Origin of the sequence: Microbacterium pygmaeum, from assembly GCF_900100885.1 — a bacterium.
GTDB lineage: Bacteria > Actinomycetota > Actinomycetes > Actinomycetales > Microbacteriaceae > Microbacterium > Microbacterium pygmaeum.
This window is the reverse complement of record NZ_LT629692.1, coordinates 3,232,096-3,258,451: the sequence shown is the minus strand read 5'-3', so window position 1 is coordinate 3,258,451 and position 26,356 is coordinate 3,232,096. Positions and strand designations below refer to the sequence as shown.

21 protein-coding genes are annotated in these 26,356 nt (G+C 65.1%); 12 read left to right on the top strand and 9 right to left on the bottom strand.

The features are described 5' to 3' along the window. Positions 1-53: 53 nt before the first annotated feature. From BLT19_RS15645 to BLT19_RS15630, 4 genes are all read left to right on the top strand, one after another. Entirely contained in the window at positions 54-1,991 is a 1,938-nt protein-coding gene (locus BLT19_RS15645; RefSeq protein ID WP_091492170.1) for a rhamnan synthesis F family protein, read from the top strand. Next, positions 1,988-3,892 (top strand): rhamnan synthesis F family protein, encoded by a 1,905-nt coding sequence (locus BLT19_RS15640; protein WP_091492168.1) that lies wholly within the window; start codon positions 1,988-1,990, stop codon positions 3,890-3,892. The genes BLT19_RS15645 and BLT19_RS15640 overlap by 4 nt, the downstream gene beginning before the upstream one ends. Before the next feature lie 64 nt (positions 3,893-3,956). Then, entirely contained in the window at positions 3,957-4,868 is a 912-nt protein-coding gene (locus BLT19_RS15635) for an ABC transporter permease (RefSeq protein WP_172825652.1), read from the top strand. Continuing rightward, a complete protein-coding gene (locus BLT19_RS15630; protein WP_091492165.1) occupies positions 4,868-6,076 on the top strand; it encodes an ABC transporter ATP-binding protein in 1,209 nt (402 codons plus the stop codon). Before BLT19_RS15635 ends, BLT19_RS15630 begins: the two co-directional genes overlap by 1 nt. Here BLT19_RS15630 and BLT19_RS15625 read toward each other — a convergent pair. Continuing rightward, positions 6,059-8,227: a glycosyltransferase family protein gene (locus BLT19_RS15625; RefSeq protein ID WP_157681879.1), complete on the bottom strand. Its 2,169-nt coding sequence runs from the start codon at positions 8,225-8,227 to the stop codon at positions 6,059-6,061. The two genes, BLT19_RS15630 and BLT19_RS15625, sit on opposite strands and share 18 nt — an antisense overlap. 79 nt (positions 8,228-8,306) lie before the next feature. Here BLT19_RS15625 and BLT19_RS15620 point away from each other — a divergent pair, with 79 nt between their 5' ends. Next, on the top strand, positions 8,307-9,251 hold the full coding sequence (locus BLT19_RS15620; RefSeq protein WP_157681878.1) for a glycosyltransferase family 2 protein: 945 nt from the start codon (positions 8,307-8,309) through the stop codon (positions 9,249-9,251). On the opposite strand, the gene BLT19_RS15615 is transcribed toward BLT19_RS15620, so the two are convergent. Beyond that, entirely contained in the window at positions 9,183-10,793 is a 1,611-nt protein-coding gene (locus tag BLT19_RS15615) for a DUF2142 domain-containing protein (protein WP_091492159.1), read from the bottom strand. The genes BLT19_RS15620 and BLT19_RS15615 overlap by 69 nt on opposite strands. A gap of 128 nt (positions 10,794-10,921) precedes the next feature. Between BLT19_RS15615 and BLT19_RS15610 the strand changes: the two genes are divergently transcribed. The 3 genes from BLT19_RS15610 to BLT19_RS15600 are packed head-to-tail and all read left to right on the top strand — an operon-like array spanning position 10,922 to position 13,303. Next, positions 10,922-11,656, top strand: a complete 735-nt coding sequence (locus tag BLT19_RS15610; protein ID WP_091492156.1) for a glycosyltransferase family 2 protein — start codon at positions 10,922-10,924, stop codon at positions 11,654-11,656. Then, a complete protein-coding gene (locus BLT19_RS15605) occupies positions 11,653-12,072 on the top strand; it encodes a DUF2304 domain-containing protein (RefSeq protein WP_091492153.1) in 420 nt (139 codons plus the stop codon). Before BLT19_RS15610 ends, BLT19_RS15605 begins: the two co-directional genes overlap by 4 nt. Positions 12,073-12,124: 52 nt before the next feature. Next, the gene (locus BLT19_RS15600; RefSeq protein WP_157681877.1) at positions 12,125-13,303 is read left to right on the top strand and encodes a hypothetical protein; all 1,179 of its coding nucleotides are present in this window, start codon (positions 12,125-12,127) and stop codon (positions 13,301-13,303) included. A gap of 24 nt (positions 13,304-13,327) precedes the next feature. Here the strand turns inward: BLT19_RS15600 and BLT19_RS15595 are convergent, their stop codons facing one another. From BLT19_RS15595 to BLT19_RS17800, 7 genes are read right to left on the bottom strand one after another with little or no spacing between them, the layout of a single operon-like run. After that, positions 13,328-14,242, bottom strand: a complete 915-nt coding sequence (locus tag BLT19_RS15595) for an NAD-dependent epimerase/dehydratase family protein (RefSeq protein ID WP_091492146.1) — start codon at positions 14,240-14,242, stop codon at positions 13,328-13,330. Then, positions 14,239-15,270: a GDP-mannose 4,6-dehydratase gene (locus BLT19_RS15590; protein ID WP_231917688.1), complete on the bottom strand. Its 1,032-nt coding sequence runs from the start codon at positions 15,268-15,270 to the stop codon at positions 14,239-14,241. Before BLT19_RS15590 ends, BLT19_RS15595 begins: the two co-directional genes overlap by 4 nt. A 47-nt stretch (positions 15,271-15,317) precedes the next feature. Next, positions 15,318-16,562, bottom strand: a complete 1,245-nt coding sequence (locus tag BLT19_RS15585; RefSeq protein WP_091492141.1) for a lipopolysaccharide biosynthesis protein — start codon at positions 16,560-16,562, stop codon at positions 15,318-15,320. After that, positions 16,555-17,691 carry a glycosyltransferase family 4 protein gene (locus BLT19_RS15580; RefSeq protein WP_091492138.1) on the bottom strand — a complete coding sequence of 379 codons (1,137 nt, stop codon included), beginning with the start codon at positions 17,689-17,691 and terminating at the stop codon, positions 16,555-16,557. The genes BLT19_RS15585 and BLT19_RS15580 overlap by 8 nt, the downstream gene beginning before the upstream one ends. Before the next feature lie 3 nt (positions 17,692-17,694). Beyond that, positions 17,695-18,849, bottom strand: coding sequence for a glycosyltransferase family 2 protein (locus tag BLT19_RS15575; RefSeq protein WP_091494178.1), 1,155 nt, complete (start codon positions 18,847-18,849; stop codon positions 17,695-17,697). A 41-nt stretch (positions 18,850-18,890) separates the two neighbouring features. After that, the gene (locus BLT19_RS15570) at positions 18,891-20,105 is read right to left on the bottom strand and encodes a glycosyltransferase family 4 protein (RefSeq protein WP_172825651.1); all 1,215 of its coding nucleotides are present in this window, start codon (positions 20,103-20,105) and stop codon (positions 18,891-18,893) included. A gap of 2 nt (positions 20,106-20,107) precedes the next feature. Then, positions 20,108-22,033: a DUF6541 family protein gene (locus tag BLT19_RS17800; RefSeq protein ID WP_172825650.1), complete on the bottom strand. Its 1,926-nt coding sequence runs from the start codon at positions 22,031-22,033 to the stop codon at positions 20,108-20,110. 132 nt (positions 22,034-22,165) lie between these two features. Here BLT19_RS17800 and BLT19_RS17795 point away from each other — a divergent pair, with 132 nt between their 5' ends. The 4 genes from BLT19_RS17795 (at position 22,166) to glf (ending at position 26,352) form a co-directional block, all read left to right on the top strand. Beyond that, positions 22,166-23,230, top strand: coding sequence for a glycosyltransferase family 4 protein (locus BLT19_RS17795; protein WP_172825649.1), 1,065 nt, complete (start codon positions 22,166-22,168; stop codon positions 23,228-23,230). A gap of 59 nt (positions 23,231-23,289) precedes the next feature. Then, positions 23,290-24,171 carry a glycosyltransferase family 2 protein gene (locus BLT19_RS15560; RefSeq protein WP_157681876.1) on the top strand — a complete coding sequence of 294 codons (882 nt, stop codon included), beginning with the start codon at positions 23,290-23,292 and terminating at the stop codon, positions 24,169-24,171. Positions 24,172-24,246: 75 nt separating this feature from the next. After that, positions 24,247-25,188 carry a UDP-glucuronic acid decarboxylase family protein gene (locus tag BLT19_RS15555; protein ID WP_091492126.1) on the top strand — a complete coding sequence of 314 codons (942 nt, stop codon included), beginning with the start codon at positions 24,247-24,249 and terminating at the stop codon, positions 25,186-25,188. A gap of 27 nt (positions 25,189-25,215) precedes the next feature. After that, a complete protein-coding gene (glf, locus tag BLT19_RS15550; RefSeq protein ID WP_091492123.1) occupies positions 25,216-26,352 on the top strand; it encodes a UDP-galactopyranose mutase in 1,137 nt (378 codons plus the stop codon). The last annotated feature ends 4 nt before the right edge of the window (positions 26,353-26,356 follow it).

The following is a 26,356-nucleotide window of genomic DNA, read 5'->3' as shown; positions in this document are numbered from 1 at the left end:
GACGAGCGATCGCGCCGTGCCGAGTAGTGAACGACGGTGGAGAGTACTCAGCGATGACAGGCGTCCTGGAAAGCCCGGCTCATGCGATGCCGCCAGCAGCGTTCCCATCTGACGGACGGCGGCTGGTGGTCTACGTCGTCTTCGATCGACGCGGTGAGGTCGACGACTACATCCCGGTCGCCCTCGCCGGGTTGCGTGATGGCGCGACCCGTGTCCTGGTGGTAATCAACGGGCCGTTGAGCAATGCCGGCCGGGCCGCACTCGAGCCGTTCTCGGACGAGATCCTCGTTCGCGAGAATGTCGGATTCGACATCTGGGCTCACAAAGAGGCGCTCGATCATATAGGGGAGGGGATCTCAGAGTTCGACGAGGTCGTGCTGACCAACGACACCTGGTTCGGTCCAGTAAGACCGTTCGGTCCCGTGCTCGCCAGAATGGGCGATCGGGCGGTCCATTTCTGGGGACTCACCGATCACGCACGCGAGGAGCCCAATCCCTTCACCGGCGACGGCGTGCTTCACTATCACCTTCAGTCTTTCTGGATCGCCGTTCGCCGCGAGATGTTCCTGTCGGATGCGTGGACAGCGTATTGGCGGGACCTGCCCTCGATGCCGTCGTATTTCGATGCGGTGCTGAAGCACGAAGCGATGTTCACCAATCACTTCACCGAGCTTGGCTACTCAGTGGATGTCGCGTTCCCCTCGGCCGAGTACCCGACGGATCATCCCGCCCTGTTCAACCCGGACCTCCTGCTCGAGGACGGCTGCCCCGTCGTGAAGCGTCGGCCATTTTTCCACTACCCCCCGTTCTTGGACCGCCATGCGGTGATCGGCCGACAGATCCTCCGTCGCATCTCGGGTTCCGGCTTTCCGATGGCCGTGATCTGGCAGAACCTCGCGCGCAACGTGGCTCCGAGGATCCTCAACGCGGACGCCGGCATGCTCGAGGTGCTGCCGGACGTGGATGTCGGGTACGATTCGGCTCGCCCGTTCCGTATTCTCGTCATCGCCCACATAACCAGGATCGACGCACTTCCCGGCATCTTCGATCGGATGTCTCATCTGCCGGCACCGTATGACGTGGTGCTCACGGCCGTCGCTCCGATCGCTGAACTTCTGCGGGATGCAGTTGTCCAAGCGCGGCCCTCTGGAGCGGCAGTAATCGAGGTGCGGGAAGGCGGCAGTGACGGAGGCTCTGACATGAGTGCGTTCCTGACGGCTTGCCACAACGTGTTCGAGCCCCCCCGCTACGACCTCGTCGTCAAGGTGCACACGCGTCTCCCCGGGGACCGGACCGGCAACGAGCGCAGATACTTCGAGCGGTGGGAGCTCGACAATGTCCTCGGAAGCCCGGGATACGCGCGCAACGCCCTTGCGCTCTTCCAGCGCGAGAGCGGACTGGGCATGGTCTTTCCGCCAACCATTCATATCGGCTACGGGAATATGGGAGGCGCGTGGGAGGGGCTGCGCGATTCCGCAGTCTGGGCCAACGAACGCATGGGCGTCAAGGTGCCCATGGACGGCGCGTCTCCTCTCGCCCCCTTCGGAGGCATGTTCATCGCGCGTCCCGATGCGCTTCGCCTGATGCTGGCACAGGACTGGGCTGCCATTGCGGCGAAGCGATCCATGCCACCGGGAGATCTCGCGCGTCTTCAGGAGCGTCTGTTCGTCGGAGCCGCCGGCGAACGCGGGTATCACGTGCGCACCATTATCGGCGCCGAGCATGCCGGGATCAGTCACAACTCGCTGGAGTACAAGATCGATCAAATGGCCTCTACGACGCCCGGATACCCAGTGGAGCAGATCCAGTTCCTTCATAGCATGGGCAACGTGGGCCGAGGGCGCGCCATCGACTACCTATGGATGTATCTGCGCCGAAACCGACCACGTGCTGTGCGTCTGCTTCATCCGGTGGGGCGGATCATCGCAGGAGTGCGTCGCAGGTTCCGCGCCTTACGCGGCCGGCACGCCACTGAGGGATCACGTCGATGACGGCGACATCGTCGGGAATGGTGTTTCCGTCCGCTGGTAAGCGGCTGCTCATCTATGTCGTGTGGGATCGACGCGGTCAGGTCGACGATTTCATTCCGGTTGCTCTGGCGGGTCTGCGCCAGCATGCGGAGACGGTGCTGGTGGTGGTGAACGGCGCGTTGTCGGCGGAAGGGCGAGCCAAGCTGGCGCCAGTGTCTGATGAGATCCTGGTCCGCACCAACACGGGGTTCGACATCGGCGCTCACCGTGATGCTCTGCGACATGTCGGCGAGCGGATCGCGCAGTTCGACGAGGTGGTCCTCACCAACGACACCTGGTTCGGGCCGATCCGGCCTTGGTCGCCTGTGCTGGCACGGATGAATTCGCGGGCGGTCCACTTCTGGGGACTGACGGACCACGCGAGAGAGTCTCCTAATCCCTTCACAGGCGAGGGGATCCTGCCCTATCACCTGCAGTCGTACTGGATCGCGGTACGTCGCGAGATGTTCTTATCGGAGGCGTGGCGGGACTACTGGCGCGATCTGCCCGCGATGGACGGCTATTTCGACGCCGTACTCAAACACGAGGTCGTGTTCACCGAGCACTTCGCCGAACTCGGCTTCACTCACGCTGCGGCCTTCCCACTGAGCGATTACGACACCGAGAATCCGTCGTTGTTCAATGCCGAGCAGCTGATCGACGACGGCTGCCCCATACTCAAGCGACGTCCGTTCTTCCACTGGCCACCGTTCTTGGACGTCCACGCTGTCGTCGGTCGCTGGACGCTCGCAAAGGTCGCGTCGCACGGATTCCCGATGGAGGTGATCTGGCAGAATCTCGCGCGCAACGTGCCACCGAAGATCCTCAATGCGGATGCCGGCATGTTGGAGGTGCTTCCCGACGTCGATGTCGCCTACGACCAGAATCGTCCGATGAGCATCGTGGTCATCGCGCACATCTTCTATGACGAGATGACCGACGAGATCCTCGACCGCGCAGACGGTCTGCCGGGACCGTACGACCTCGTCGTGACCACGCCGGACCCGGAGCGCGCCGCTCGCATCGAAGCGATCATCGCGCGTCGCCGCGGAGCGAGCGACGGACGAAGCGAGGTGCGAATCGTCGAATCGAATGACGGGCGCGATCAGAGCGCCTTCCTGATCGGTTGCCGCGATCTGCTGCTCGGCCATGCGTACGATCTGGTCGTGAAGCTCCACTCGAAAAAGACACCGCAGGACGGGTTCAACGTCGGTCGTCACTTCAAGGAACAGCAATTCGACAATCTCCTGCGAAATCCGGGCTACATCGCAAACCTGATGGCCCTTTTCCAGCGAGAGGAAGGTCTGGGCATCGTCTACCCGCCGATGATCCACATCGGTTATCCGACTCTGGGGCGGGCGTGGTGGGCGAACAAGCCGAATTTTGAGCGCGTGGCCGACGAATTGGGGATTCGGGTGCCGCTGGACGACGTCTCGCCGCTCGCGCCGTACGGATCGATGTTCATCGCGCGACCTCAGGCGCTGCGGCTGCTCGCGCAGCATCCCTGGACCTACGAACAGTTCGGCGGCGAGGATGCGTATCGTGACGGCGGCCTTGCCCACGTTCTGGAGCGCATGCCCTCGTACGCCGCCGGTGAATCGGGCTACCACACGCGTACCGTCTCGACGTTCGACTACATGTCGATCAGTCACACCGCGCTGGAGTTCAAGCTGGACGAGATGTCCTTCACCATACCCGGCAACGCATACGAGAAGATCGACTTCCTCCGCCACTCCGGCTGGGTCGGAACAGGATCGGCGCGCGACATCTGGCGGATGTACCGGCGGCGCAACAACCCGGCGATCGTGGAGAGAGCAGTCGCTGTAGTAGAACCGCTCCGCCGTATCGCCCGACGCCTGCGCGGAATGCTCCGCCGCGACTGACCGTACGGCGGGCGCGCAGGCTCGCCCCGGTATAGTTTGATGGTTCTTCGGAAGAGTGAGGGTTTTGGGAACTTCGGCACGATTCGCACGGCTGGCAGCCGAGCCCTTCTCGACCATCGACAGCAGAGGTCTGCGCACGCGCGGGCGAGCCGGCAAGATCGGTGAGATCTTCGACCGTCGGCACCTGCTCGACCTCCTGATCCGGCGAGACCTCCAGGCCCGCTATCGCGACAGCTTTCTCGGATTCCTGTGGACCGTGATCCGTCCGTTGATCCAGTTCCTCATGTATTTCATCGTGCTCGGACAGTTTCTGCGCGCCGCTGAGGGAATCGATGATTTCGCGATCTACCTGTTCTCCGGACTCACCCTCTTCACGTTCTTCAACGACATGGTCTCCGGCTCGACGAGTTCGCTGATCTTGAACAGCGGGCTCGTGAAGAAGATCTATCTGCCGCGCGAGATCTTCCCGCTAGCCAGCATCGGGGGCGCCGCGTTCATGTTCGCTGTGCAGCTGATCGTGCTTTTTGTCGCTGCATTGATCTTCCAGGCGCTGCCCGGTCCCGCCATGATGCTCTGGTTCTTCCCCTCCGTGCTCCTTATGCTCATCTACGGGATCGCATTCGGTCTCCTCCTCTCGGCGGTGAACGTCTACCTGCGCGACATTCAGTACCTCACCGAGGTCGTGCTGATGCTCGCCATGTGGGGGTCCCCGATCGTGTACTCGTGGGGAATGGTCGTCGACGTGTTCTACCGCTTCGACCTGCCTGCGTGGCTGCTCGAGGTCTACGCGGCGAACCCGCTCACCCTGGCGGTCCTGGGTTTCCATAAGGCCTTTTGGGGAGCCGGCACCCCCGCTGACTATCCGCCGGACCTCGGCCTCCGCATGGCGATCGCCGGAGCGGTCGGTTTGGTGATCCTCTGGATCTCGCACCGGGTGTTCACGCGCCTCCAGGGCAACTTCGCGCAGGAGCTGTGATGCAGAGGCATGAGACCACAGGCCCGGAGATCGTCCGGCTCGACGCAGTGACCAAGGTGTTCACCATCCGGCGGGACAACAGTCTGAAAGACCGCATCGTGCACTTTGGCCGACTCGGTCAGGCTTATCGGCAGGAGTTCGTCGCGGTTGACGACGCGTCGCTGTCCATCACTGCCGGAACGACGGTCGGTCTGCTCGGGGCGAATGGATCGGGGAAAAGCACTCTACTCAAACTCATCGGCGGCATTCTGGCGCCCACGAAAGGCACCGTTCACACGCGAGGGCGGATGGCTGCTTTGCTTGAGCTGGGCGCCGGGTTCCATCCCGACCTCAGCGGCCGCGAGAATGTCCACCTCAACGCCTCAATCCTCGGCCTCTCGCGCAGCGAGATCGAGGCGCAGTTCGACGCGATCGTCGAGTTCAGCGGCGTCGGCGAGTTCATCGAGACGGCCGTCAAGTTCTACTCGTCGGGCATGTACGTCCGGCTTGCGTTCGCGGTGGCTGTACACACCGATCCAGACATCCTCCTCGTGGACGAGGTGCTCGCCGTCGGCGATGAGGCGTTCCAGCGCAAGTGCATGGATCGCATCCAGCAATTCCGCGCGGAAGGCCGCACCATTATTCTCGTAAGTCACTCTGCGCAGCAGGTGGCAGAGCTCTGCGATCGAGGAATCGTTCTAGAGGACGGAAAAGTCGTCTATGACGGCGAGACCAACGGCGCGATCAGCGCACTGCGTGACGCGCTCGATGGGAGACGTGTCGGTGAGCCGCGCGGCGATGAGACAGTGCACCCGATCCAGGTGAAGTCCATCGAGCTGCTCAGCCGGGACGGGGTGGCCACGACCGAGTACGTCGTGGGGGATCCGCTCACCATTCGGATCAACGTCGATGCGCTCCGACCCATGGAACGCTGGGCGGTCGGCTTCAGCATCGATACACCCCTGGGGCACATGGTGCTGGCCTCTAATACGGATCTGCTCGAACACAGGCTGGAGCCGATTTCGGAGCCCACGAGCGTCGACCTGACTATCGCTGCCCTCAATCTCGGCGCCGGGCAGTACTACGTGAACGCCAATGCGGCGGGCATCAGCGAGCCCAGTAGTCATGGCTTGCAACAGGGTGCTCGCTTCACGGTTGTGAACGATGAGCACACGGTCGGCACTGTGGCGGCACGGGTCTCTGTCGCAGAGTCACCCGACCGAAGTTGACGGATCGACCCCTCGAAGGGCTGCATCAAGCAGCGTTCGGGCACGCGCATCGAAGGAGTGGTCGGTGCGAATCCGATCGGAGATCGTGCGCAGTTCGGCCTCATCAGGGAACAGTGCATCGAGGTCACCCTGCATAAGCTCGACGAGTTCACCTACCGACCCGTAGGTGCGCACCGCTCCGCCGAAGGTCTCGGCGATCCCTTCGACGTGATCGCTGATGGCTCGCCCGCCGGCAGCAACGACGTCGTACAGGCGATTCGATATGAAGCCCGCATCCCGCATGGCCGGCCAGTGATCGTTCAACACGACCGCCGCTGACCCGTAGAGCTCCGGGAGTTCGCTGTTGGCGATTCCGGTCGCGATGATCGAGCGGGCAGGTATCCAGCCTCGCCAATCCGGTCCGTAGACGCGCACCGGGATGCCCGCGGCGATCGGCTCCAAAACGGAGGGTCGTGGAATCCCGCGCGCGGTCCCGACGAATACGATGTCCTTCGTTCGCCTTCCGGTTAACGGGCGGAACCGATGCGCATCGGTGCATTGCAAGAGCGTTTCGATGGGACGACTGAATCGGTGGCTGGCCGATCGCGCCCACTCGTGCGATCCCGCGTAGACGACATCGAAGTTCCGGACCTCGTCCGCCGTGATCTGGTCGGGATGACTGATGATCCAGAGGATCGAAAATGCGTTCGGTTGGGGCGAGAACGGCTCCGGGCCTCTGAGAGCCACGACGACGTCGTCGAGGTAGACGGTCGGGCGTTGTCGGGCGTCGTAGGCGTCGATAACCACCTCCTGCCCGAGTCGTCTCAGCGCGTCGGCGAGTCCACGCGCGAAATGCGTGTCCCCCCACGCCTCGCCGACGCGCCCCGGCGGTGCCACGATCTTCAGCGCCCAGCGCAGCGAAGACACCTCGGAGCCGTCGGGAAGCCGCACTAAGGACCGCCGACGGCTCAGCGTCGGACGGCGCCCGTCCCATCCGAGCACATCGAAGCCGAGCGGGGACAGGATCCCGGCCAGATCCGTGTCGGGCGCATCCGTCGGCTCCGGTTCGGACTTGTGCGCAGGGGCACGAGATATCAGATCGAGCCGTGTGGTGGACGGTGCGGTCGACGACGTCACCGGTCTTGCGAACGTCGTTCCCGCCGTGCCGATCACCTCGATGGAGGAGCCGAGGCGACCCGCGTCCTCGATGGGATGACCGGCGAGAAGATGCGCAGTCCGGGATCCGTGCGCGATGATCCCGGCGGAGGCGATCGTCCCGTCCAACGCGACCCACAGCGGGGCGACCTGCCCATGGACAGCTGATTCCGCAAGATCGATAAGGGTCTGTGCGGATACATCGGCGCGTTCGCCCCGCACGACGACCACAGCGCTTGCGGGTGCACGTGCTGCCACGCGGTCGACGATGTCCTCCGTGTCGAGGACTACCTGGAAGCGAGGGAGTCGCAAGGACATCAGGGAGGCGGCGACCCACGCATCCGTCGCTTCATCGGCGACAGCGATGACGACGTCTGCTTCGGCGAGGTGTGACATCTCCATCGCTGCGACGAGCGGGCGCCCCGGCTCTTCATCGCGAGCGATCCGACTCAGCAGGACAATGTTCGCGATCGCCGGATGCAGATCTGCCCGATCTGGTCGGCTCGACCGCTCCGCTGCGGAGATTGCTACCCGATGCACCTCAGCCCACCTGTGTATTTCGGGGTGATCGGTAGTACCGAGGTCGATCCGACCGCTCGCTCGCGCACCGCGCCACGCATGTCCTAATGGGCCTCCGCGTGCATCGACGGAATCCGGGAATGCGCGCGCGTACGCGACCGAGTCCCAGATGACGCTCGTAACGATTCGATCGACATCGCCGACGGCGTACGCATACAGCGCGGGCACCCGATCGGCGTCGGCGAGCTGTGTCGAGACGAGTTCCTCCATGAAGAGCGGATTCAGGCTCATGCCAGTACGGAAGCCGCCGCGGACGTACGCCTGCACTGCCGCTCGAGCGGTGAGTCGGGTGCCCTGAGCCGCGACGAAATCCACATCGACGATGTGGGCGCGCAGGATGGCACGAGCCCACCAACATCGATCGACGAAGTCGAGGAGGGGGCGCAGGCGCGGGGATTCGCGTGCCTTTCGCCAGAGGGCGCGGACGCGGCGGAGCACCCTTAAGATTGTAGGCGGGCGCGGGGTTGACCCGCTGAATGATAGGTTCGGGCCCCAGTGCTTCTGGAGGAGGAACCGCGTGCCAGAGAGCCTTGCTCGCGTCGGAATCGTCGTCCGCACAAAGAACCGGCCCGGGCTGTTGACCCGTGCCCTGGACGACATCGCTGCTCAGGACTACGCCGATTGGGCCGTCCTCATCGTGAACGACGGTGGCGACGGTGGGACTGTGGATGCTGCCGTCGCCGCCCTCGCACCGGAGGTGCGCGGGCGGATCCAGGTGAATCACAATCCGACGTCGCTCGGGAGGTCAGCCGCGGCCAACCAAGGTGTGACCGGGCTTGGCACGGAATTCGTCGTACTCCACGACGATGACGACCTCTGGCATCCGGCGTTTCTCGCGCGCACTGTCGGGTGGCTGGACGCACACCCGGCGGACATCGGCGTCGCAGCGAGAACCGAGATCGTCTACGAAGAGCAGCGGGCGGACGGAGGATTTGCCGAGGTCGGGCGGGCACCCTTCTGGTCGGATGTGCACGAGATCCTGTACTCGGACCTTCTCGCCGTCAACCGATTCGTGCCGATCGCGTACCTCTATCGTCGCAAGCTGCACGATGAAGTCGGTCTCTACCGAGAGGACATCCATGCAGCTGAGGACTGGGAGTTCAACCTCCGAACGGCCATCGGCCACAGTATCGGGTTCCTGGACGGGCCACCCCTGGCGTTCTGGATGCAGCGCATCGGCGTTGACGGAGCACTCGGCAACAGCATGTTCACCCTGGCGCACGACCACGTCGCTTTCGATCGGCTGATTCGCGACGAGGCGCTCCGCGAGTACGCTGCGGCCCACGGACCAGGTCTCGCGCTCTACCTGACCGACTACATCGACGGCGCTGTCCGCGACGCAGTACGCGACGTGCTTCGTGAGGAATTGGGCCGCGAGCTGGACAAGCGTCCCTCAGACCTGCAGCGGATCGCTCGGCGGCTTCGCGGGTGGGTTCCGCGACGCCGCACCGCCGGTTCCTGACCGCAGGTTCTCAGTCGGTGGGGTCGGCGAACCGCCCCGGCCCCGTTCAACCGAATCGTCGGAGGAAATGTCAGCGCCCCCTGCATCCCGCGCACCGGCCGTCACGCCGGCTCGCCAACTGACGAAGCACAACAATGCCAGCGCGCCAGCAAAAGAGATGGAACCGACAACCCACACGACTCCGGCCGGCGGGATGTTGGTCCACCACCACTCAGACTGATAACCCGGGTCGATGGCCATGTCGTCGAGGCCAGTCGTGTACCGACGGATATTCGTGTGCAACGCGACCGAGCCCGCCACTGCGAGCAACGCCGCGGCGATTGCCAGTCGAGGACCACGCCACCACCGCCAGCCTCCGTCAGCAGCTGAAACCGCCGCGAGGAAGAGAACGAGAAGCGGAAGGATGTAGCGCGGCTGGATCTGCTCGCCGACGACCGCATTCGAGCGCGCGAGAAGAACGAACGGCACGAGCCACAGCGCCCCGCCCGCGATCCCGATGGCGAGCCATCGACGGAGGCTCACGGATCGGGTGCCCACGAAGATGACGCCTCCGGCGACGACGAGCGAGAAGAACTCGACCACGGACGGCAACGGCGTGTCCAGCCAGCCGAGTGACCATCCGCCCAGAGCGCCGCTCCACAGGGAAGGAATGTTGAGAAGGTTCGCGACGAGGTCGCCGACGGTGAGCGGCTCGGTGATGCCCGGGAGACCGGAGATGAGCGCGCCACCCTGACTCGCCGAAAGGTACAGGACGAGCGAGAGCACACAGATCAGGACTGCGGTCACCGCCGGGATCAAGAGTCGTCTCTGCAGACGAGCGCCCATCACCGCGACGACGAGAATCGCCAGCACGGTGTATGCAGCGGCATCCGCTCGGGCGCCTGCACCGATCAGCGCGCCTGCAAGCGCCAGCGCAGAGAGAACCCAGCGCCGGCGGCCTGTGGATTCAACGGCGCCCAGGAGAGAGGCGAATACCGTCACCGCGGAGAGGAATGCCCACGACGATGGGTTCACCGACGGAATGATGAACAGTCCGAGGGGTACGCTCGCTCCCAGCGCAGCCGCGACGGGCACCGCCCGAAGGCGTCGCGGGAGGGCCCAGAACACCGCGGTGATCACTCCAACCGCAAGAGCGGAGTTGAAGATGCGCATCAGGAGCACAGAGGTCTGCACGTCGTTTGACGCGAACAGACCCATTGTCGCGTAGAAGACCGCCGGATATTGACCGGTGTTCAGACGTTCGGTTTCCACGAGGCTCACCAGCGACGGATCCCAGCAGTCAGCGCTCTGGTCCGGGTGGAAAGCGAAGCAGCTCGCGTTTGTGAGCGATGCCGGGACGACACGTGTCAACGGATCGTCCGTCAACTCGCACATCCCGGGCTTCTCGCCCAGACCGCACCAGATCGACGGCATGTGGAAATCGTCGTCGGGACTCGCCCCCAACGGCGACGCGAATGCCCAAGCGACGAGTGTGAGCAGGAGCAGGAACGGAACGGCGATCCAGGCGATCCGGTGGCCGACGGCGGTCTTCCGGGTGGTCATCCCTGAATCCTAATCGGCGGCTCTCGCTGGCTCTGCATCGCCGACTGCGCGTCGATCGAGCGCGGTCACAGCCGGTCGACGACGCGTGCCGTGACGGGGCCTGCGCACGTGCACGGTAGCCTGGACGAATGCCCGCCGTCGATGCCGAAAGGATTCTCGTGATCGTTCCCGCATGGAACGAGGCGGCGAACGTCGGGACCACCATCCGCGAAATTCTTGCATGCGACGAGCCGTACGACGTGGTCGTTGTCGATGACGGCTCGACCGATCAGACCGGCGCGCAGGCGCGCGCTGCAGGTGCCCGAGTTCTGCCGCTCGCATTCAACATCGGCGTCGGCGGAGCGATGCGGACCGGCTTCACGTATGCGCAGCGGCACGGCTACCAATACGCGATACAGGTCGACGCGGATGGTCAGCACAATCCCGAGGACATCGCCAGAGTGCTGGACGGTCTCGCGACCGCAGACATCTCGATCGGTGCGCGGTTCGCCGACGTCGGAGACTACGCGGTCGGCGGACCTCGCAGGTGGGCGATGATCTTCCTCGCGAGCGTGGTGAGTCGTGTGGCCAGGACGAGGCTCACAGATGTGACGAGCGGCTTCCGCGCGGCGAACCGTCGAGCCATCGATCAGTATGTCCGTTACTACCCCGCTGAGTATCTCGGCGATACGGTCGATTCCCTGGTGAGTGCCCTGCACGCGGGCCTCACCGTCGTGCAAGTGCCGGTGGCGATGCGAGAACGGGTCCATGGCAAGCCGAGTCAGAACCCTCTCGGCGCGAGCGTCTATCTGCTCCGTTCGGTTTTCGCACTCTCCCTGGCTCTCTTGCGCGGAACTCGTCGGGCGAACGAGGCCTCCGCATGATCGTCGCCGCGGGCATCATCTTCGCCCTCCTGGTCCTGGCCCTCATCGTGGGCCTTCTCCTGCGGCGGAGCCTGCGCGAGAAGTATGCGGTGCTGTGGATCGTCATCGGACTGGCGATCCTGATCCTCGCTCTTTTCCCTTCACTCCTGGTCGGGCTTTCAAACCTCTTTGGCGTCGCCGTTCCGTCCAATCTCATCTTCGCGCTCGCGATCGTGCTGCTGGTCGGGGTAGCACTACACCTGTCGTGGGAGTTGTCGCACGCTGAGGACGAAGTGCGTCGGCTCGCGGAAGACGTCGCGATTCTGCGCGCGGACCTGGAGGACATCCGAGCGGCCGCGGCCGCATCGGGAGTTGGCCCAGAGCACGGATCTACGGAAGAGGAACGGGGCGCAGTCGCGGATGACGAGCGCGACTGAGTCCGCCAAGCGAGGTCTCGTAGCGGTCCTCCTGGCGACAGCGGTCGCCGGTGTGGTCGGTTACGCCATCCAGCTTCTCGCCCCTCGGATGTTGCCCACGGCAGACTCGTACGTCGCGTTCTCGGTCTACTGGGCGACGCTGTACCTCTGCGGCTCGGCGCTGACCGGAATCCAGCAGGAAGTGACGCGAGCTGCGCACCCGGCGGAGCCCGCGCATCGGCCACCTGCGTTGCGGAACGCCACCGTCGTCTTCGCCGGCATCCTGGCTGTCGCCGCAGTCGTGATCGGGATCGTTTTCTCGTCGCAGCTGACTACCGTACCGATGCTCAGCCTCGTCGGGAGCCTGACGATCGGCCTGATCGGATACCTCTTCATGGTGGTGCTATCCGGCGTGATGTACGGCCTTCAAGTGTGGCGAGGCGTAGCCATGATCACCATCGTGGACGCGCTGGTTCGAGCGGTTCTGGTGGTCACCGGGTTCGCGCTACACCTGTCACCTGGCTGGATCGTTCTGCTGGTCTCTGCGCCATTCATCATCGCGTTCGGCGCGACGTGGCTCACGGTTCGCCGGCGCATCGTCGGCAGGTTCCAGCTCGATGTAGGGTATCAGGACCTGGCGTTCAACACTCTGCGCACGATGGGTGCGGCAGCGGCGACCGGCCTGCTCGTATCAGGACTGCCCGTCCTGCTCAAGGTGACTTCACCGGCCGTTCCGGCGCCGGAACTCGCCGCTCACGTTCTGGCAATCACAATCACCCGAGCGCCCATCGTCATCCCGCTCCTGGCCCTCCAGAGCTACATGATCTCGGTCTTGCGCCACGCTGGAGACACGCTCCTGCGTCGCCTCGCGATTCTCGTGGCGGTGGCCGCGGCCGTGGTCGGCGTGCTGTCGCTCGTCGCGCTCTGGATCGGGCCCCCTCTCATCGCGGCGATCTCCGACGGCCGCTATACCATCACCGCCGGAATGGCTGGGGCTATCGTGGCGAGTGCGGGTCTGGTCGGGCTGATGAGTGTCGCAGGGCCAGCCCTGCTCGTGCGCTCGCATCACGGCTTCTACGCCGCGGGGTGGATCATCGCCGCAATCGTCACAGTCCTACTGCTTCTTCTACCGCTTCCCTTCGATCAGCGTCTGACGACAGCGCTCTTGGGCGGCCCCCTTGCCGGTCTCGCGGTACAGACTTACGGTTTGCTCACGCGTGTGCGCGCGGATACGCGCGGCGCACAATCCTGAAGACCTGCTCGTTCGGCGGCGGCCTCAGTCGTCGATCGTGTCGGCGATCGTCTGCGAAAACGGGATCCGCGGCGCCCAGCCGAGGTCGTCGCGCAGACGGGTCGCGTCGCCGACGATTCGCGCCGGATCGGCGGCGCGGATCCGGCTAGCGTCGACTTCGAGCGGCGGTACGGGAATGCCGACGGCGTCGCAAAGCTTCGATAAGAGCTCTCGTCCCGTGCGGGCAACTCCCGACGCGACGTTGTAGAGAGTGTGCGGGAGATGGTCGGCTGCCGCCAGCGCGAGGTATGCACGCGCCACATCCCGGACATCCGTGTAGTCGCGGGCCGTAGACAGGTTGCCGACGTGGAGCGGCTGACCTGACCCGAGGTCACGGAGTTGCCGAAGCAGGTCGGGAACGAGGAATCCCGGTCCCTGACCAGGTCCAATGTGATTGAAGGGACGGGCGATCACGCTGTTCAGCCCGCGCGCTCGGTAGTAGGCGAACTGATTCTCGACGAGGACTTTGCTCACGACGTACGGCGAGCTGAAGGCGACGTCGTCGTTCTCGCTCGTCGCGACACGCTGGCCGTCGTTGGCATACACCGCCCCCGTGCTGACTCCCACGACCCGACCGGTTGCTCGCTGCGCAAGCCGGGCCTCGCACATCGTCGTGATCATCGCGCTATTGCCCGCGAGGTAGTCCTGAGGGCGGTCGAAGGATGCTCCCACTGCAGCGAGACCCGCGAGATGTACGACGACAGCATCGCTTGGGGCATCCGCGGGCCATCGCTCACGCAGATCGGCGCTCGCATACCCGCTCAGGTTCGCGCCGAGTGATCTGTCGGGAGACTTCGTTCGCGAGACGCCGAAGACTTCAAAGCCGGCGTCGGCGCCGAGCCGCGCGAGGTGGCGACCGACGAAGCCGTCGACGCCGGTGACGATCAGTCGACGTGTCATGCGGACGCGCGCTGGGCCTCCGCCAGGCGCAGATCGTGGGCAACCATGCGCCTCACCAGTCCGGGGAAGTCGACCGCGCGCCTCCACCCGAGGACATCCTCCGCCTTGGTGGGATCACCGAGCAGGATGTCGACTTCTGCCGGACGCATGTAGGCGGGGTTCTGAACGACGTACGGGCGCCAGTCGTCGATGCCGATCTCGGCGAAGGCGAGCGTGAGGAACTCTTCGATGGAGTGCGTCTCACCGGTGGCGAGCACGAAATCGTCCGGCACGTCGTGCTGCAGCATCCGCCACATACCCTCGACGAAATCTCCCGCGTACCCCCAGTCTCGCTTGGGCCACAGATCACCCAGCTCGATATTGGACTGCATTCCCAACTTGATGCGGGCGACCGCGTGGGTGATTTTGCGGGTGACGAACTCTACGCCGCGGCGTTCGCCTTCATGATTGAAAAGGATGCCGCACGAGACGAACATGCCGTAGCTTTCGCGATAGTTCTTGGCGATCCAGTGGCCGTAAAGCTTTGCCACGCCGTACGGGCTGCGCGGATGGAAGAGCGAGTTCTCGTTGTAGCCGGCTCCGGGACGGTTGTAGTCCAAACCCCCGAACATCTCAGACGTAGACGCCTGGTACACCTTCGTCGACTCCGAGCGACCGGTGATGCGGACGGCTTCGAGGACGTTGAGTACGCCCTTCGCGGTGACGTCGGCCGTCAGCGTCGGATTCTTGAAGGAATACCCCACATGGCTGATCGCGGCCAGGTTGTACAGCTCGTGGGGATCGGATGTCTCCACGGCGCGTACGAGGGACGTGGGATCGATCAGATCGCCCTCGATGAGACGCACGTACGGCATCTCGCTCTCGACCTCGACGCGGCGAGGGTTGTTCTGCCCACGCATGAGCCCGTACACCTCGTACCCTTTGCCATGGAGCAGTTCGGCGAGATGTCCGCCGTCCTGGCCCGTGATGCCGGTGATCAGTGCGCGTCGCGCGTCAGTCATAGTGCCTCCAGTCAGTGCCCTGAACATCCTAGTCGGCGCTGTCCGGGAGCCCCGGAGAGCGCCGAGCGCCGGTGTCAGGGCGCGATGGGCGCGGCGGCATCCAGCCGCCGCATCGCTTCGACGCAACGACGGATCAGCAGAACGGTGGCCGCCCCCTCGGTCAGCGCATAGCCGGTCGCGGCTCCGATTGGTCCGAGGACGATTCCGAGACCGATCATCGCCGGTACCCCGATTGCCGTGGCCACGAGTGTGGCTCGCAGCACAGCCCGCGATTCGCCGGCCGGGAACAGCACATGCCGGGTCATCGAAGTCCGCAACGAGAACAGTGCGAACGTGACTCCGAGGGCGATGAGCACCCCGGTGGTGGCCTGGGCCTGGGCGCCGAACAGAATCAGGCTCGCCCACGAGCCGAAGACCGCGAGCAGAATTCCGCCGAGCAGCCCGAACCCTCCGTGCGCGGCGAGCGCCTGTCTCATCCTGCGCCGGCGATGGGGTCCGTGGGCCTCGCCGATCCATGCCTGCAGCGCGTTCGCCAGAGTCATCGGAAGGAACTGCCCGAGCTTGAGCATCTTGTCGGCGGATGCGAATCCCGCCGCTTCGATCGGAGTCGCCGTGACGTTCACGAGCGGCGCAGGCACGCTCGAGTACGCGCTGAGAGCAACGTCGTTGAGAGCGACGGGGAACCCCGCGCGAAACATTCGGGACAACTCGCGAGCTCGCGGCCACGGAGCGGGGTAACGCGCGAGCACGCGTACCGTGAACAGGCCGGTTCCGATGAGTGTGACCGCGATACCCGCCATCGGGTACAGCTCGACGATCCCGATGTGGGCGATCACGAAAGCCGCGACGATCGTGACCAAAAGGCGCGGAAGCGCATCGAAGAAGATGATCGAGCGGGGGTCTCCCGTTCCTGCGGCGAACCAGGCGAAGGATAGGGCGATGAGCGCGCCTTGAAGTCCCATCAGAACCGAGAGCCACTCAGAACCAGGGGAGGCGATCAGCCAGCAGATGACGCCCATGATCGGCAGTGCAGCCAAGGCGATCGTGAGTCGCACCACGATCGATTCTCGGTAGATCGACCCGCGGTGCGCATCGTCCTTCGCGATCGATACCAATGCCGGGCCGATTGAGGCCCAGCCGTAGCCGATGGTGATCGCCGCCACCGTCCCCACGGCTTCCCCGGCGATCGCGCTCGACCAGCCCGAGGGACCTGCGGTACGCGAAACGATCGGCAGAACGAGCAGCGGAGAGATCGCGGCGATGGCGGGCACCAGCGTGAACCCCGCCAGGCGCTTCCACAACGGCGACGGGTCAGGCACGACGGCGCTCCGTGAGCGCTGCGGCCTGGGTGAGAACCGCAGCCGTGCGACGTGCGGACTCTTCCCACGTGAAGCGCTCCGACCAGTCGCGACCTTGAGCGCGACGGTCCGCATCGGGCGCCGCATCGAGTGCTTCCGTGATCGCTCGCCCGAATGCGGCAGGCGACGCCGCATCCGCGTAGCGCGCTGCGGTTCCCCCGACCTCGCGCAAGACCGGGACGTCGTTGGCGAGCACGACGCAGCCGCGCCGCATCGCGTCGACCACTGGCAGGCCGAAACCCTCGGACAGCGACGGGCATGTATAGAGATCTGCGACGGCGTACAGCGACTCCAGTTGATCCGCGCTCACCCACCCGGGCAGGCGCACGTCGTCGGTGAGGCGAAGGTCGCGAGTCAGCGGTACGAGCGGATCGTCGCGCCGACCGCCGGTGATCACCAGAAGGGGGCGCCGCTCGGGTCGGATCGTCGCTAGCGCCCGCACGAGGCCATCGAAATTCTTATGGGGGAGTCTGTTTCCGGTGCTGAGTACCAGGGGCCGTCCCGGAGCGATCCCGAGCGGCGCGAGTTGCGCCCAAGGGGCCTCCGGCGCGACGCCGTTTCGAGTGCCGTGCGGGATCACAGACATCGCGCTCGCCGGCACGCCGATGTGCGACTCCAACGCGGCTGCCGCAGCGTGCGAGCCGGTGATGACGGCGTCGGCGGTCCTGACCGACCGTTCCATCAACATCGAGCTCGGCCACGCGAGGATGCCGGCAAGGCCCGAGCCGCGAGCTTCGTGATAGATCACATCATGAGCCGTGATCACCCTCGCAGCCGGTGCCCGGCTGATCGGACCGAAGTTCGCGGGCGACCAGATCACATCGATGTCGAGTGCGCGTGCGGCTCTGTTCACCGCGACGAGCTCACCCGCCGCCCACGTCACGCGATCAGCGCCCACCCACCTGACAGCACGAACCTCGCCTGGAAAGAAGCCGCCGACCCGCTCCAGAGCCGTCCGATTCGCCAGCGCGACGAATTGCGCATCGGGGAGGAACTTTGGGAGACGTGTGACGATCTCCCGGGTGTACGTCTCGGTGCCGCCCCTCGCGCCGGTGAACCCGAGCAGATCGACGAGGACTCTCGGCGGCATGCGTCAGCTCTCGATGACTGCGCTTGCGCGCGTATCTCGCCGCGGTATGGTCAGCACGCCCGAGAAGAAGCTCATCATCATCGTCTGGAATCCGAGCATGATCGCCAGCGCGCTCGGCAGCGCGATCCGGACAGCCTCTGCGGCGTTCTGTTGCCCGAAATCGATGTTGCCCCATCGGAACACCTGCACGATGGCGATGACGATACCCAACACGAACAGTCCCAGGCCGATGAGCAGACCACGTTCGGCGGTCCACTTCGCGACGATGGACCGGAAGCGCGGGCTCGTCGGCAGGAATCCTTCCTGCGTTGCATAGAGCTTCGTCAACCAGAAGAACAGCAGTGATTGGTAGCCGATGACGCAAAGCGCGCTCGCGTAGACCATCGTCGTCACGTCGAAGCCGACGACGCCGATCTGGATCCCGCCGAACGCCAGCACGGCCACGGCGACCGAGCCCAGCAGGAACGCGACAAGTCCGGGATACACGAACAACCAGCGTGGCGCGAAGAGGAAGAGGAACCTGAGATGGCGCCAGCCGTCATGCCAGCTGCGGAGATGCGGTGGACGCGAGCGGCCGTCCTTCTTCAGGGTCGTCGGCACCTCTTCGATCCGGTATCGAGCCAGGGACGCCTTCACCACCATCTCCGAGGCGAACTCCATGCCCGTCGTCTGCAGGTCGAGCTCGCGCATGCGGGCCGCGTTGAAGCCCCGGAGCCCACAGTGGAAGTCGCGCACATTCGGTCGGAAGAACAACTGGCCGATCGTTGAGAGCACTGGGTTTCCGAGGTACTTGTGCAGCGGTGGCATGGCGCCGGGTGCGATGCCACCCTTGAATCGGTTGCCCATCACCAGGTCAGCTCCGGCACGCAGCCGCTCGACGAATGGCTCGAGGTTCTCGAAATCGTAGCTGTCGTCGGCGTCGGCCATGATGATGTACGTGCCGCGGGCGGTTTCGATGCCGTTGATGAGCGCGGCGCCGTAACCGCGCTGGGGCGCATGGGAGACCCTCGCGCCGAGGCTCGTCGCGATCTCCCGAGAACCGTCGGTGCTGCCATTGTCGGAGACGAGCACTTCACCGGTGACTCCCGAGCGCGCGAGGAAGCCCTGCGCCTTGGTGATGCACACGGCGAGCGTCTCGGCCTCGTTCAGGCAGGGCATGAGGATCGTCAGCTCGACGGTACGGTCGGGTTCTGGATTGTTCACGAGGGACTTTCTTCTTCGATGCCGCCGCGAGCACGCGGGTCGGGCGAGTGCGGTGTCGTTTCGTCGAGCGATGCGAGTATGGCACTCACGGTGCGATCCACCGTTCGCGTGCGCACGGCTTCTTCGTACCACTGGCGCGTCGTGTCTCGCAGCGGATCGCCGCCGCCCACTGCGCGGACGATCGCATCTCCCAGGGCAGGGGTGCCAGCATCGGGCGCGAGGAAACCGTTGACCCCGGGCGCGATCAGTTCGGTGGCGGCGTTCCCGCTCCCTTCGACCAGAACGACGGGGGTGCCATGTGCAGACGCTTCGACGACGACCAGGCCGTATCCTTCGCGCCGCGACGGGTTGACCAGACACGCGGCATTGGCCATCAGTTCCTCCAGTCGCTCCTCGGAGACGAAGCCGGGCAGGTCGGCCCAGCTCGTGCCGTCGGCGCGCGCGACAGCGTCACGAACAGCGTCGGACGTCGGACCCGTCCCCAGAATCACCAGACGAAGATCCGGCAAGGATCGGCGGGCGTGCGCCACGGCCGCCGGCAGCTTGTCGACCTGCTTGTCTGGAATGTGCCGCCCGGCGTAGAGAACGTATGGGGGGGCGCCGGGAGATGGGACGAACTCCGCACATGCGGAATCCTCGATCAGCCCGGGGCTGATGAGGAGCTCACCGCGGTAGCGTTCCGTGCGCAGCTGACGGGCGGTCAGTTGGGAATGGCATGTCGCTGTATCCGTGAGGGCGATTGCGGCCCGTTGGAGGAGCCAGGCGACGGTTCCCGTCAGCGGACCTGCGTACTCCGCCCACTGGTTTCGTCCCCAGACCTCGAGGTAGTCCACGACGACGCGAACACCCGAGCGCGCGAGCGCTGCCCGAACCGCGAACACATTGAGCACGGGAAGGCCACTGACGATGACCGCGTCATACTCCTTCCGCCGTCGGCGCAGGCTCTTGAACAGAGCCCAGGCGAAGGCGAGAGCAGCGGCGGTCCGCCGCACGCCGTTCGGACCGTACAGTCGAAGGCGGCCCGTCACCGGCACCACATGGAACGGCTCGCCCACCGGTCGGTCATCCCATTGAACCGTGGTCAGGTAGTCGACGGATCTGCCTGATCGCTGCAATCGCTCGGCGTACGCCCGATAGAGTCGTTCACCGCCACCCGTCGTGTAGGGGTAGAGACAGTCGTATGCGACCGCGATGCGCTGGACGGCGGGCACGGTCAGCAGCCTTCGACGCGGAACAACCTTGCGGCCGGACCCTCGGAATCGACGAGGACGAGCGAGCGCGAGGGGACGAGGTCGTTGAGTCCGGTGTGATCGAGGCCGGAGTCGGGGCTGTTGAAGACGTTCTGCGTTCCGAAGTCCAGGACGTAATCCACACCGAGGCGACTGAGAGCGGCGCACACCCGCGGGTCGTCCTCGATCTCGCGAAGGTGCTCGTCCAAGAAGACCTCATCGTCACTGCGGGTGCCGAAGATATGGCGCTCGACCACATTCCGATCGGACAGGGCGTATGCGAGCGAGGTACCGGTCCACGGATTGCCCAGGATCACGGCACTCTGGGGTGTGTTGGTGTCCAGTCGCGCGAGCAAGGCGGCTTCGTCGCTGGTCACGAGCGCGGAGCTCGGCGTGTACGCGTAGGAACCCCGGGCATCCTGCGCGGTGCGGGTGACGTTCGGGCCGACACCGACGCCGAAGAGTGCGAGCGCGGCGATCGTCGCGATCAGGCCCGACACGAGCCGCGGAGTGGACCAACGACGCAGCACACCTCGCACGAAGTCGACAAGGACGACCGCTCCGAAGGTCGCGACGGGGATCGCGGCGAAGGGGAGGAGGGCGGCCAACCGGAACGAATCGTTGTACCAGGGGTTGGTGACGAGCTCGCGGAGGGGATTCTCCGTTCCGGCGCCGGAAGCCAGCACGAACATGAAGGCGGCGACGGCGAAGGGGATGCCGATGATCAGACGGACGGGACGTCGAGCCAGCGTGAGGATGCCGAGCAGAAGCAGTACCGAAATGGCGATCGTGATCGGATATCCGCGCGGGCTCGCGAGAATGGCTTCACCGAAGGCTTGCGCGGTGCTCTGCCACGGGCCCCAGCGTGACATCTCGAATCCGGTGCGTGAGTACTGCCAAAGTCCCGCCCCGACGGCGACCACCCCGACTGCGACGGCGGCGCCGGTCACCCAGACACGGCGTGCGCGCTCGATCAGCGCCGTACGCAAGACGGCATACAGCGTGATGACGGCGCCGATGGCGAAGAGCGCCAGGAACGCGTTCGGATGTCCAAGGCCGATTGCGGCGCACACGACCAGAAGGAGGACCGCCTCGCGGACGCGAGCAGCGGCTGTTCGCGCGCGGAGCAGCAGCACGAGCGCCGCCACCCCGGCGCCGAGGTTGGCGTAGCCCATAGCGTTCGGGTACAGCACGCCGAAGTAGAAAAGCAGGATGGGGAAAGCCCCGAACCCGGTCGAGAGGGCAGCCGATGCCGCGAGGGCCGCAGCTCGCTCCCGGAACAGGACTGCTGCCAGCGCCATGGCGGACGCAGGCCACACGAGTGCGCCGACCGCGATGTTCGTCGCATTGACCGCGGTGGGGATGTCGACCCCGGTGAGACTCGCGCTCAGCGTCACGAAGCTCTGCCACGCGTTCGGGTAGAAGCCGATATCCGAGGTGGCGCCGATCGTGAGCGCAGACGAACTGCCGGCGTCGAGCGCGAAGCGGATCGAGTTCAGATGGATGATGCTGTCGAAGGTCTGCGAGATGGTGTCGGGTCCACCGAACACGTAGATCAGCTGCAGCGCCACGACCGTGCCAGCCAGCAGCAGCCCGCCGGCGGCCGCGATGATCCGGCGGGGGTGCGGACGATCGACCGGGTCGGGACCGACCCAGCGGCGCAGACCGAAAGCCGCACCGGCGGCCAGGAGAGTCACGAGCGCTACCGGAAGCAGCGTCCACGGGAGTCGGAGGACCGGCGCCGCGTTGGCCGCCACGGCCACGATGGCGGTCGAGATCGCCGGCGCCAACAAGTATGGCGTGATCGCGCGAACGTTCCATCCGACGAGTCGGACGATCAAGCCCGGAACGATGAAAAGAAGTGCGGAGACGGCGAATGGCGCAACAGCGACCAGCCAGTCCGCGCTCATACACACTCTCTTTCTTCGGGGCAGCAGTCAGCAATCGTATCCGAGGCGCCTGGGGGCTCCCCGAGCCCCGCACCCTCCGCCTTCCAGTTCGCTTACACCTGCCCGGCCGGTGCACGCGGATACCATGGCCCGGTGACTGTGGTGATCAACGGGAGGTTCCTGCTCAACTCCTTCGGCGGCGCCCGCCGATTCGCGATCGAACTCGCGGAGGGGCTCTCCCGACTCCGAGGGGATGTCGTACTGGTGACCCCGTCCCTTCCGGACGATGTGCGTGTTCCGGACGTCCCGCATGAAAGCATCGGGCGACTCAGCGGTCCGGCATGGGAGCAGATCGAACTTCCGTCGTGGCTTCACCGGCGCGGCGTCCCGCTGTTGGTGAATCCGGCCACCATCGCGCCGATCCTCTATCGAAGACAGATCACCGTTCTGCACGACATCGCCCCTGCGCTCCGCCCGAAGGATTTCGCGACCCTCTTCCGTGCGCAGTGGCAACTTGCGGTGCGGTTCGGGATGCTGCGCAAAGGGCAACGGGTCGTCACGATTAGTGAAGCCTCCCGGCGAGAGATCGCGGAGCAGTTCCGCGTCGATCCCGCGAGGATCGACGTCGTCTATCCCGGAGCGGACAGTTTCGATCGCGACGACCTCGTGACAGCCCCGTTGTCGTCGGCGAACACGGGCTTTCTGGTCTTCGGCCGCCACGGTGCGGGCAAGAACATCAGGACCGTGATCGATGCGGTCGGACAAATGTCCGAGGGGAGCGGCTCGACCGTGCAGATGATCGGGCAGCTCGACCCCGCCCTGCGGCCGTACGCGCAGGAGCGGAAGGTCCCGGCCGATAGAATCCAGTGGCGTGGGCCGCTCTCGGACGAACAGCTCGCGGAAGCGTATCGGTCGGCGACCGCGTTCATCTGGCCGTCGCTGCACGAGGGGTTCGGGTTGCCGCCCGTGGAGGCGCAGAGCCTCGGCCTGCCTGTCATCGCGTCGGATGTCCCTGTCAATCGCGAGGTGCTCGGCGATGCGGCACTGTACTTCTCCGCGACAGACGCAGGTGCGCTCGCCACGGCAATGACCGCGCTTGCAGCCGATCCCGATGCCCGGGCGGCCCTGGCCGACCTCGGTCGGCAGAACGCCGCACGGTACACCTGGGAGCGGACCGTGTCAGGGTGGAATCGCCTGATCGAGCTCAGCGGAGGGTGACTCGCGGGGTGCGGCCGTCGCGACACGCAGCGAACCGACCATAGAGGAGAATCGTTCTCGTGCATCTTGGACTCGTCGTCACGACACTGGGGCGGATCGACCCGCTGCGATCTCTCTTGGATTCCTTGACAGGGCAACTCGAGGGGGGCGACCACGTCGTCCTGGTAGCCCAGGGACGACAGGAAGAGGTCCGAGCGCTGGTGGAGGAGTTCGCCTCTCGTGGCGTGCCTGTGACGACCACGGAATCGGCTCGAGGCGCCTCGCTCGGGCGGAACACGGGTGTGGCTGCATTGCCCACCGGTGATCTCGTCGTCAATTTCCCCAACGACACGTCGGTGTTCCCGCCGGGAATGCTGGCACGCATCCGCGCCGGCGTCGATGCGCCTGGCTTCCTCGCGGGCGGCTTCGCGTCCTGGGACGAGCGAGGGCCGAAGACGCAGATGCCCCCCGCAGGAACCACCTTGGACCGGTGGAACGTTTGGTCTGTCATCGAGATGGGGATTCTCCTGCGCCGGTCGATCTTCGAGGAGGTCGGCGGTTTCGACGAGTCGATCGGGCCGGGCAGCAGCACGCCCTGGCAGGTGGCCGAGGGCACCGACCTGCTGCTTCGCATCATCCACCGGCGTCCCGAGGTCGCCGAGCGGTTCACGTGGTTCCCCGCCGACGTGCATGTCGAGGGCATCTCAACTGCTTTCGGCCTGACCAGCACGGAACGCCGTCGGAAGATGCGCGCGTACGGCCGCGGGACTGGTCATGCCATGGTGACGCACCGCTACCCGCTGTGGTGGCGTGCGGCCTTCACACTCGCCGGCCTGTTCTACGGGGTGCGAAACCCGAAACCGATCACGCTCGCCGATGGCTGGCCGATGTTCCTCGGGCGTTTCGAGGGCGCGATCGGACGCACTTTGGGTCAGCGCCGGATGGTATCCGCGACACGCTGAGACCGCCGCGTCGGTCGTTGCGCGCACCCATCCGAACAGCCGTGGCGGCGCGCACCCCGATGTTAGGCTGATCGGATGTCGTCAAGGATCCTCATCACCGGCGGCGCCGGGTTCATCGGCTCCCATCTATCGGAGAGGCTCCTGGCAGAAGGCAACGAGGTCATCTGCGTCGACAACTTCTTCACCGGTGCCCGGGCGAACATCGAGCACCTTTTCGGCAATCCGCGCTTCGAGGTGCTCCGTCACGACGTGACCTTCCCGTTGTACGTGGAGGTGGACCAGATCTACAACCTGGCCTGCCCGGCCTCTCCTGTGCACTACCAGCACGACCCGGTGCAGACCACGAAGACGAGCGTGGTCGGTGCCATCAACATGCTGGGGCTGGCGAAGCGCCTTCGCGTGCCGATCCTGCAGGCCTCGACATCGGAGGTCTACGGCGACCCGGCCGTGCACCCGCAGACCGAAGAGTACTGGGGCAATGTGAATCCCATCGGCCCGCGCTCGTGCTACGACGAGGGCAAGCGCGCCGCGGAGACGCTCTTCTTCGACTATCGCCGCCAGCACGATCTGGACATCAAGGTGATCCGGATCTTCAACACCTATGGTCCGCGAATGCATCCCAACGACGGACGCGTCGTCTCCAACTTCATCGTGCAGGCGCTTCGCGGCGAGCCCATCACGATGTACGGCGACGGCTCTCAGACCCGATCGTTCTGCTACGTCGACGACCTGGTCGACGGCATGGTCCGACTGATGGGCACCGGTCACGACGTGACAGGGCCGATCAACGTCGGCAACCCCGGTGAGTTCACCATGCTCGAGCTGGCGCAGGCGGTCTTGGAGATCACCGGCAGTCGGTCGTCGATCGAATACCGTCCGCTGCCGCAGGACGATCCGAGGCAGCGGCAGCCCGACATCACTCGAGCGCGCCGCGAACTCGGGTGGGAGCCGACCGTCGCCCTCGCCAGCGGGCTCCAGTCGACTGTGGACTATTTCCGTCACGCTCTGGCAGCCTGACACCGCCGTCCTCACGAAAGCACGGATATGGATCTTCTCATCGTCGGCTCCGGGTTCTTCGGCCTCACGATCGCGGAGCGAGCGGCGTCCTCGGGGCGCAAGGTCGTCGTCATCGATCGCCGCCACCACATCGGCGGGAACGCGTACAGCGAAGACGAGCCGGAGACCGGCATCGAAGTGCATCGATACGGCGCGCATCTGTTCCACACGTCGAATCCGACGGTGTGGGAGTACGTGAACCGATTCACGACCTTCACCGGCTACCAGCATCGGGTGTACACCAATCACCGGGGAGTGGTGTTCCCGCTGCCGATCAACCTCGGCACCATCAATCAGTTCTTCGCGGCCGCCTATTCGCCAGACGAGGCGAAAGTGCTCATCCACGAGCTTGCCGGCGAATTCGACGTGAAGAGTGCTGTCAACCTCGAAGAGAAGGCGATCGCCCTCATCGGTCGTCCACTCTACGAGGCGTTCATCCGCGACTACACCGCGAAACAATGGCAGACGGACCCGAAGAACCTCCCCGCCGAGGTGATCAGTCGTCTCCCGGTGCGATACAACTACGACAACCGATACTTCAACGACACCTGGGAAGGCCTTCCCACGCAGGGTTACACGGCGTGGATCGAGCGGATGGCAGATCATCCCAACATCGACGTGTGCCTGGGAACCGACTTCTTCGACGAATCGCAGCCACTTCACAAAGCGGCGACTGTCGGGGAGGTGCCCATCGTCTACACCGGACCGATCGACCGATACTTCGACGACAGCGAAGGTGCGCTCGCGTGGCGAACCCTCGACTTCGACCAGGAGATCCTCCCAGTCGGAGATTTCCAGGGGACGCCCGTGATGAACTACGCCGACGCGGATGTCCCGTTCACTCGCATTCACGAGTTCAAGCATTTCCACCCCGAACGCGCCGATCGCTACCCGACCGACAAGACCGTGATCATGCGTGAGTTCTCGCGCTTCGCCGAGCACGAGGACGAGCCCTACTACCCGGTGAACACCGCCGACGATCGGGCCCGGCTGCTCGCGTACCGCGAGCTCGCAAAGGGTGAGAAGGACGTTCTGTTCGGGGGGCGTCTCGGCACGTATCAATACCTCGACATGCACATGGCGATCGGCTCCGCGCTGTCCATGTGGAACAATCAGATCGCCTGAATGC

Coding starts and splice junctions, on each gene's coding strand:
- BLT19_RS15580 (WP_091492138.1), bottom strand. CDS start 17,691: ATGCCGCCGAGAGTCCTCGTCGATCTGCTCGGGTTCACCGGCGCGAGG.
- BLT19_RS15630 (WP_091492165.1), top strand. CDS start 4,868: ATGCAGAGGCATGAGACCACAGGCCCGGAGATCGTCCGGCTCGACGCA.
- BLT19_RS15590 (WP_231917688.1), bottom strand. CDS start 15,270: ATGTTCAGGGCACTGACTGGAGGCACTATGACTGACGCGCGACGCGCA.
- BLT19_RS15595 (WP_091492146.1), bottom strand. CDS start 14,242: ATGACACGTCGACTGATCGTCACCGGCGTCGACGGCTTCGTCGGTCGC.
- BLT19_RS15610 (WP_091492156.1), top strand. CDS start 10,922: ATGCCCGCCGTCGATGCCGAAAGGATTCTCGTGATCGTTCCCGCATGG.
- BLT19_RS15575 (WP_091494178.1), bottom strand. CDS start 18,849: ATGCCCTGCCTGAACGAGGCCGAGACGCTCGCCGTGTGCATCACCAAG.
- glf (WP_091492123.1), top strand. CDS start 25,216: ATGGATCTTCTCATCGTCGGCTCCGGGTTCTTCGGCCTCACGATCGCG.
- BLT19_RS15615 (WP_091492159.1), bottom strand. CDS start 10,793: ATGACCACCCGGAAGACCGCCGTCGGCCACCGGATCGCCTGGATCGCC.
- BLT19_RS15640 (WP_091492168.1), top strand. CDS start 1,988: ATGACGGCGACATCGTCGGGAATGGTGTTTCCGTCCGCTGGTAAGCGG.
- BLT19_RS15555 (WP_091492126.1), top strand. CDS start 24,247: ATGTCGTCAAGGATCCTCATCACCGGCGGCGCCGGGTTCATCGGCTCC.
- BLT19_RS15645 (WP_091492170.1), top strand. CDS start 54: ATGACAGGCGTCCTGGAAAGCCCGGCTCATGCGATGCCGCCAGCAGCG.
- BLT19_RS15605 (WP_091492153.1), top strand. CDS start 11,653: ATGATCGTCGCCGCGGGCATCATCTTCGCCCTCCTGGTCCTGGCCCTC.
- BLT19_RS17800 (WP_172825650.1), bottom strand. CDS start 22,033: ATGAGCGCGGACTGGCTGGTCGCTGTTGCGCCATTCGCCGTCTCCGCA.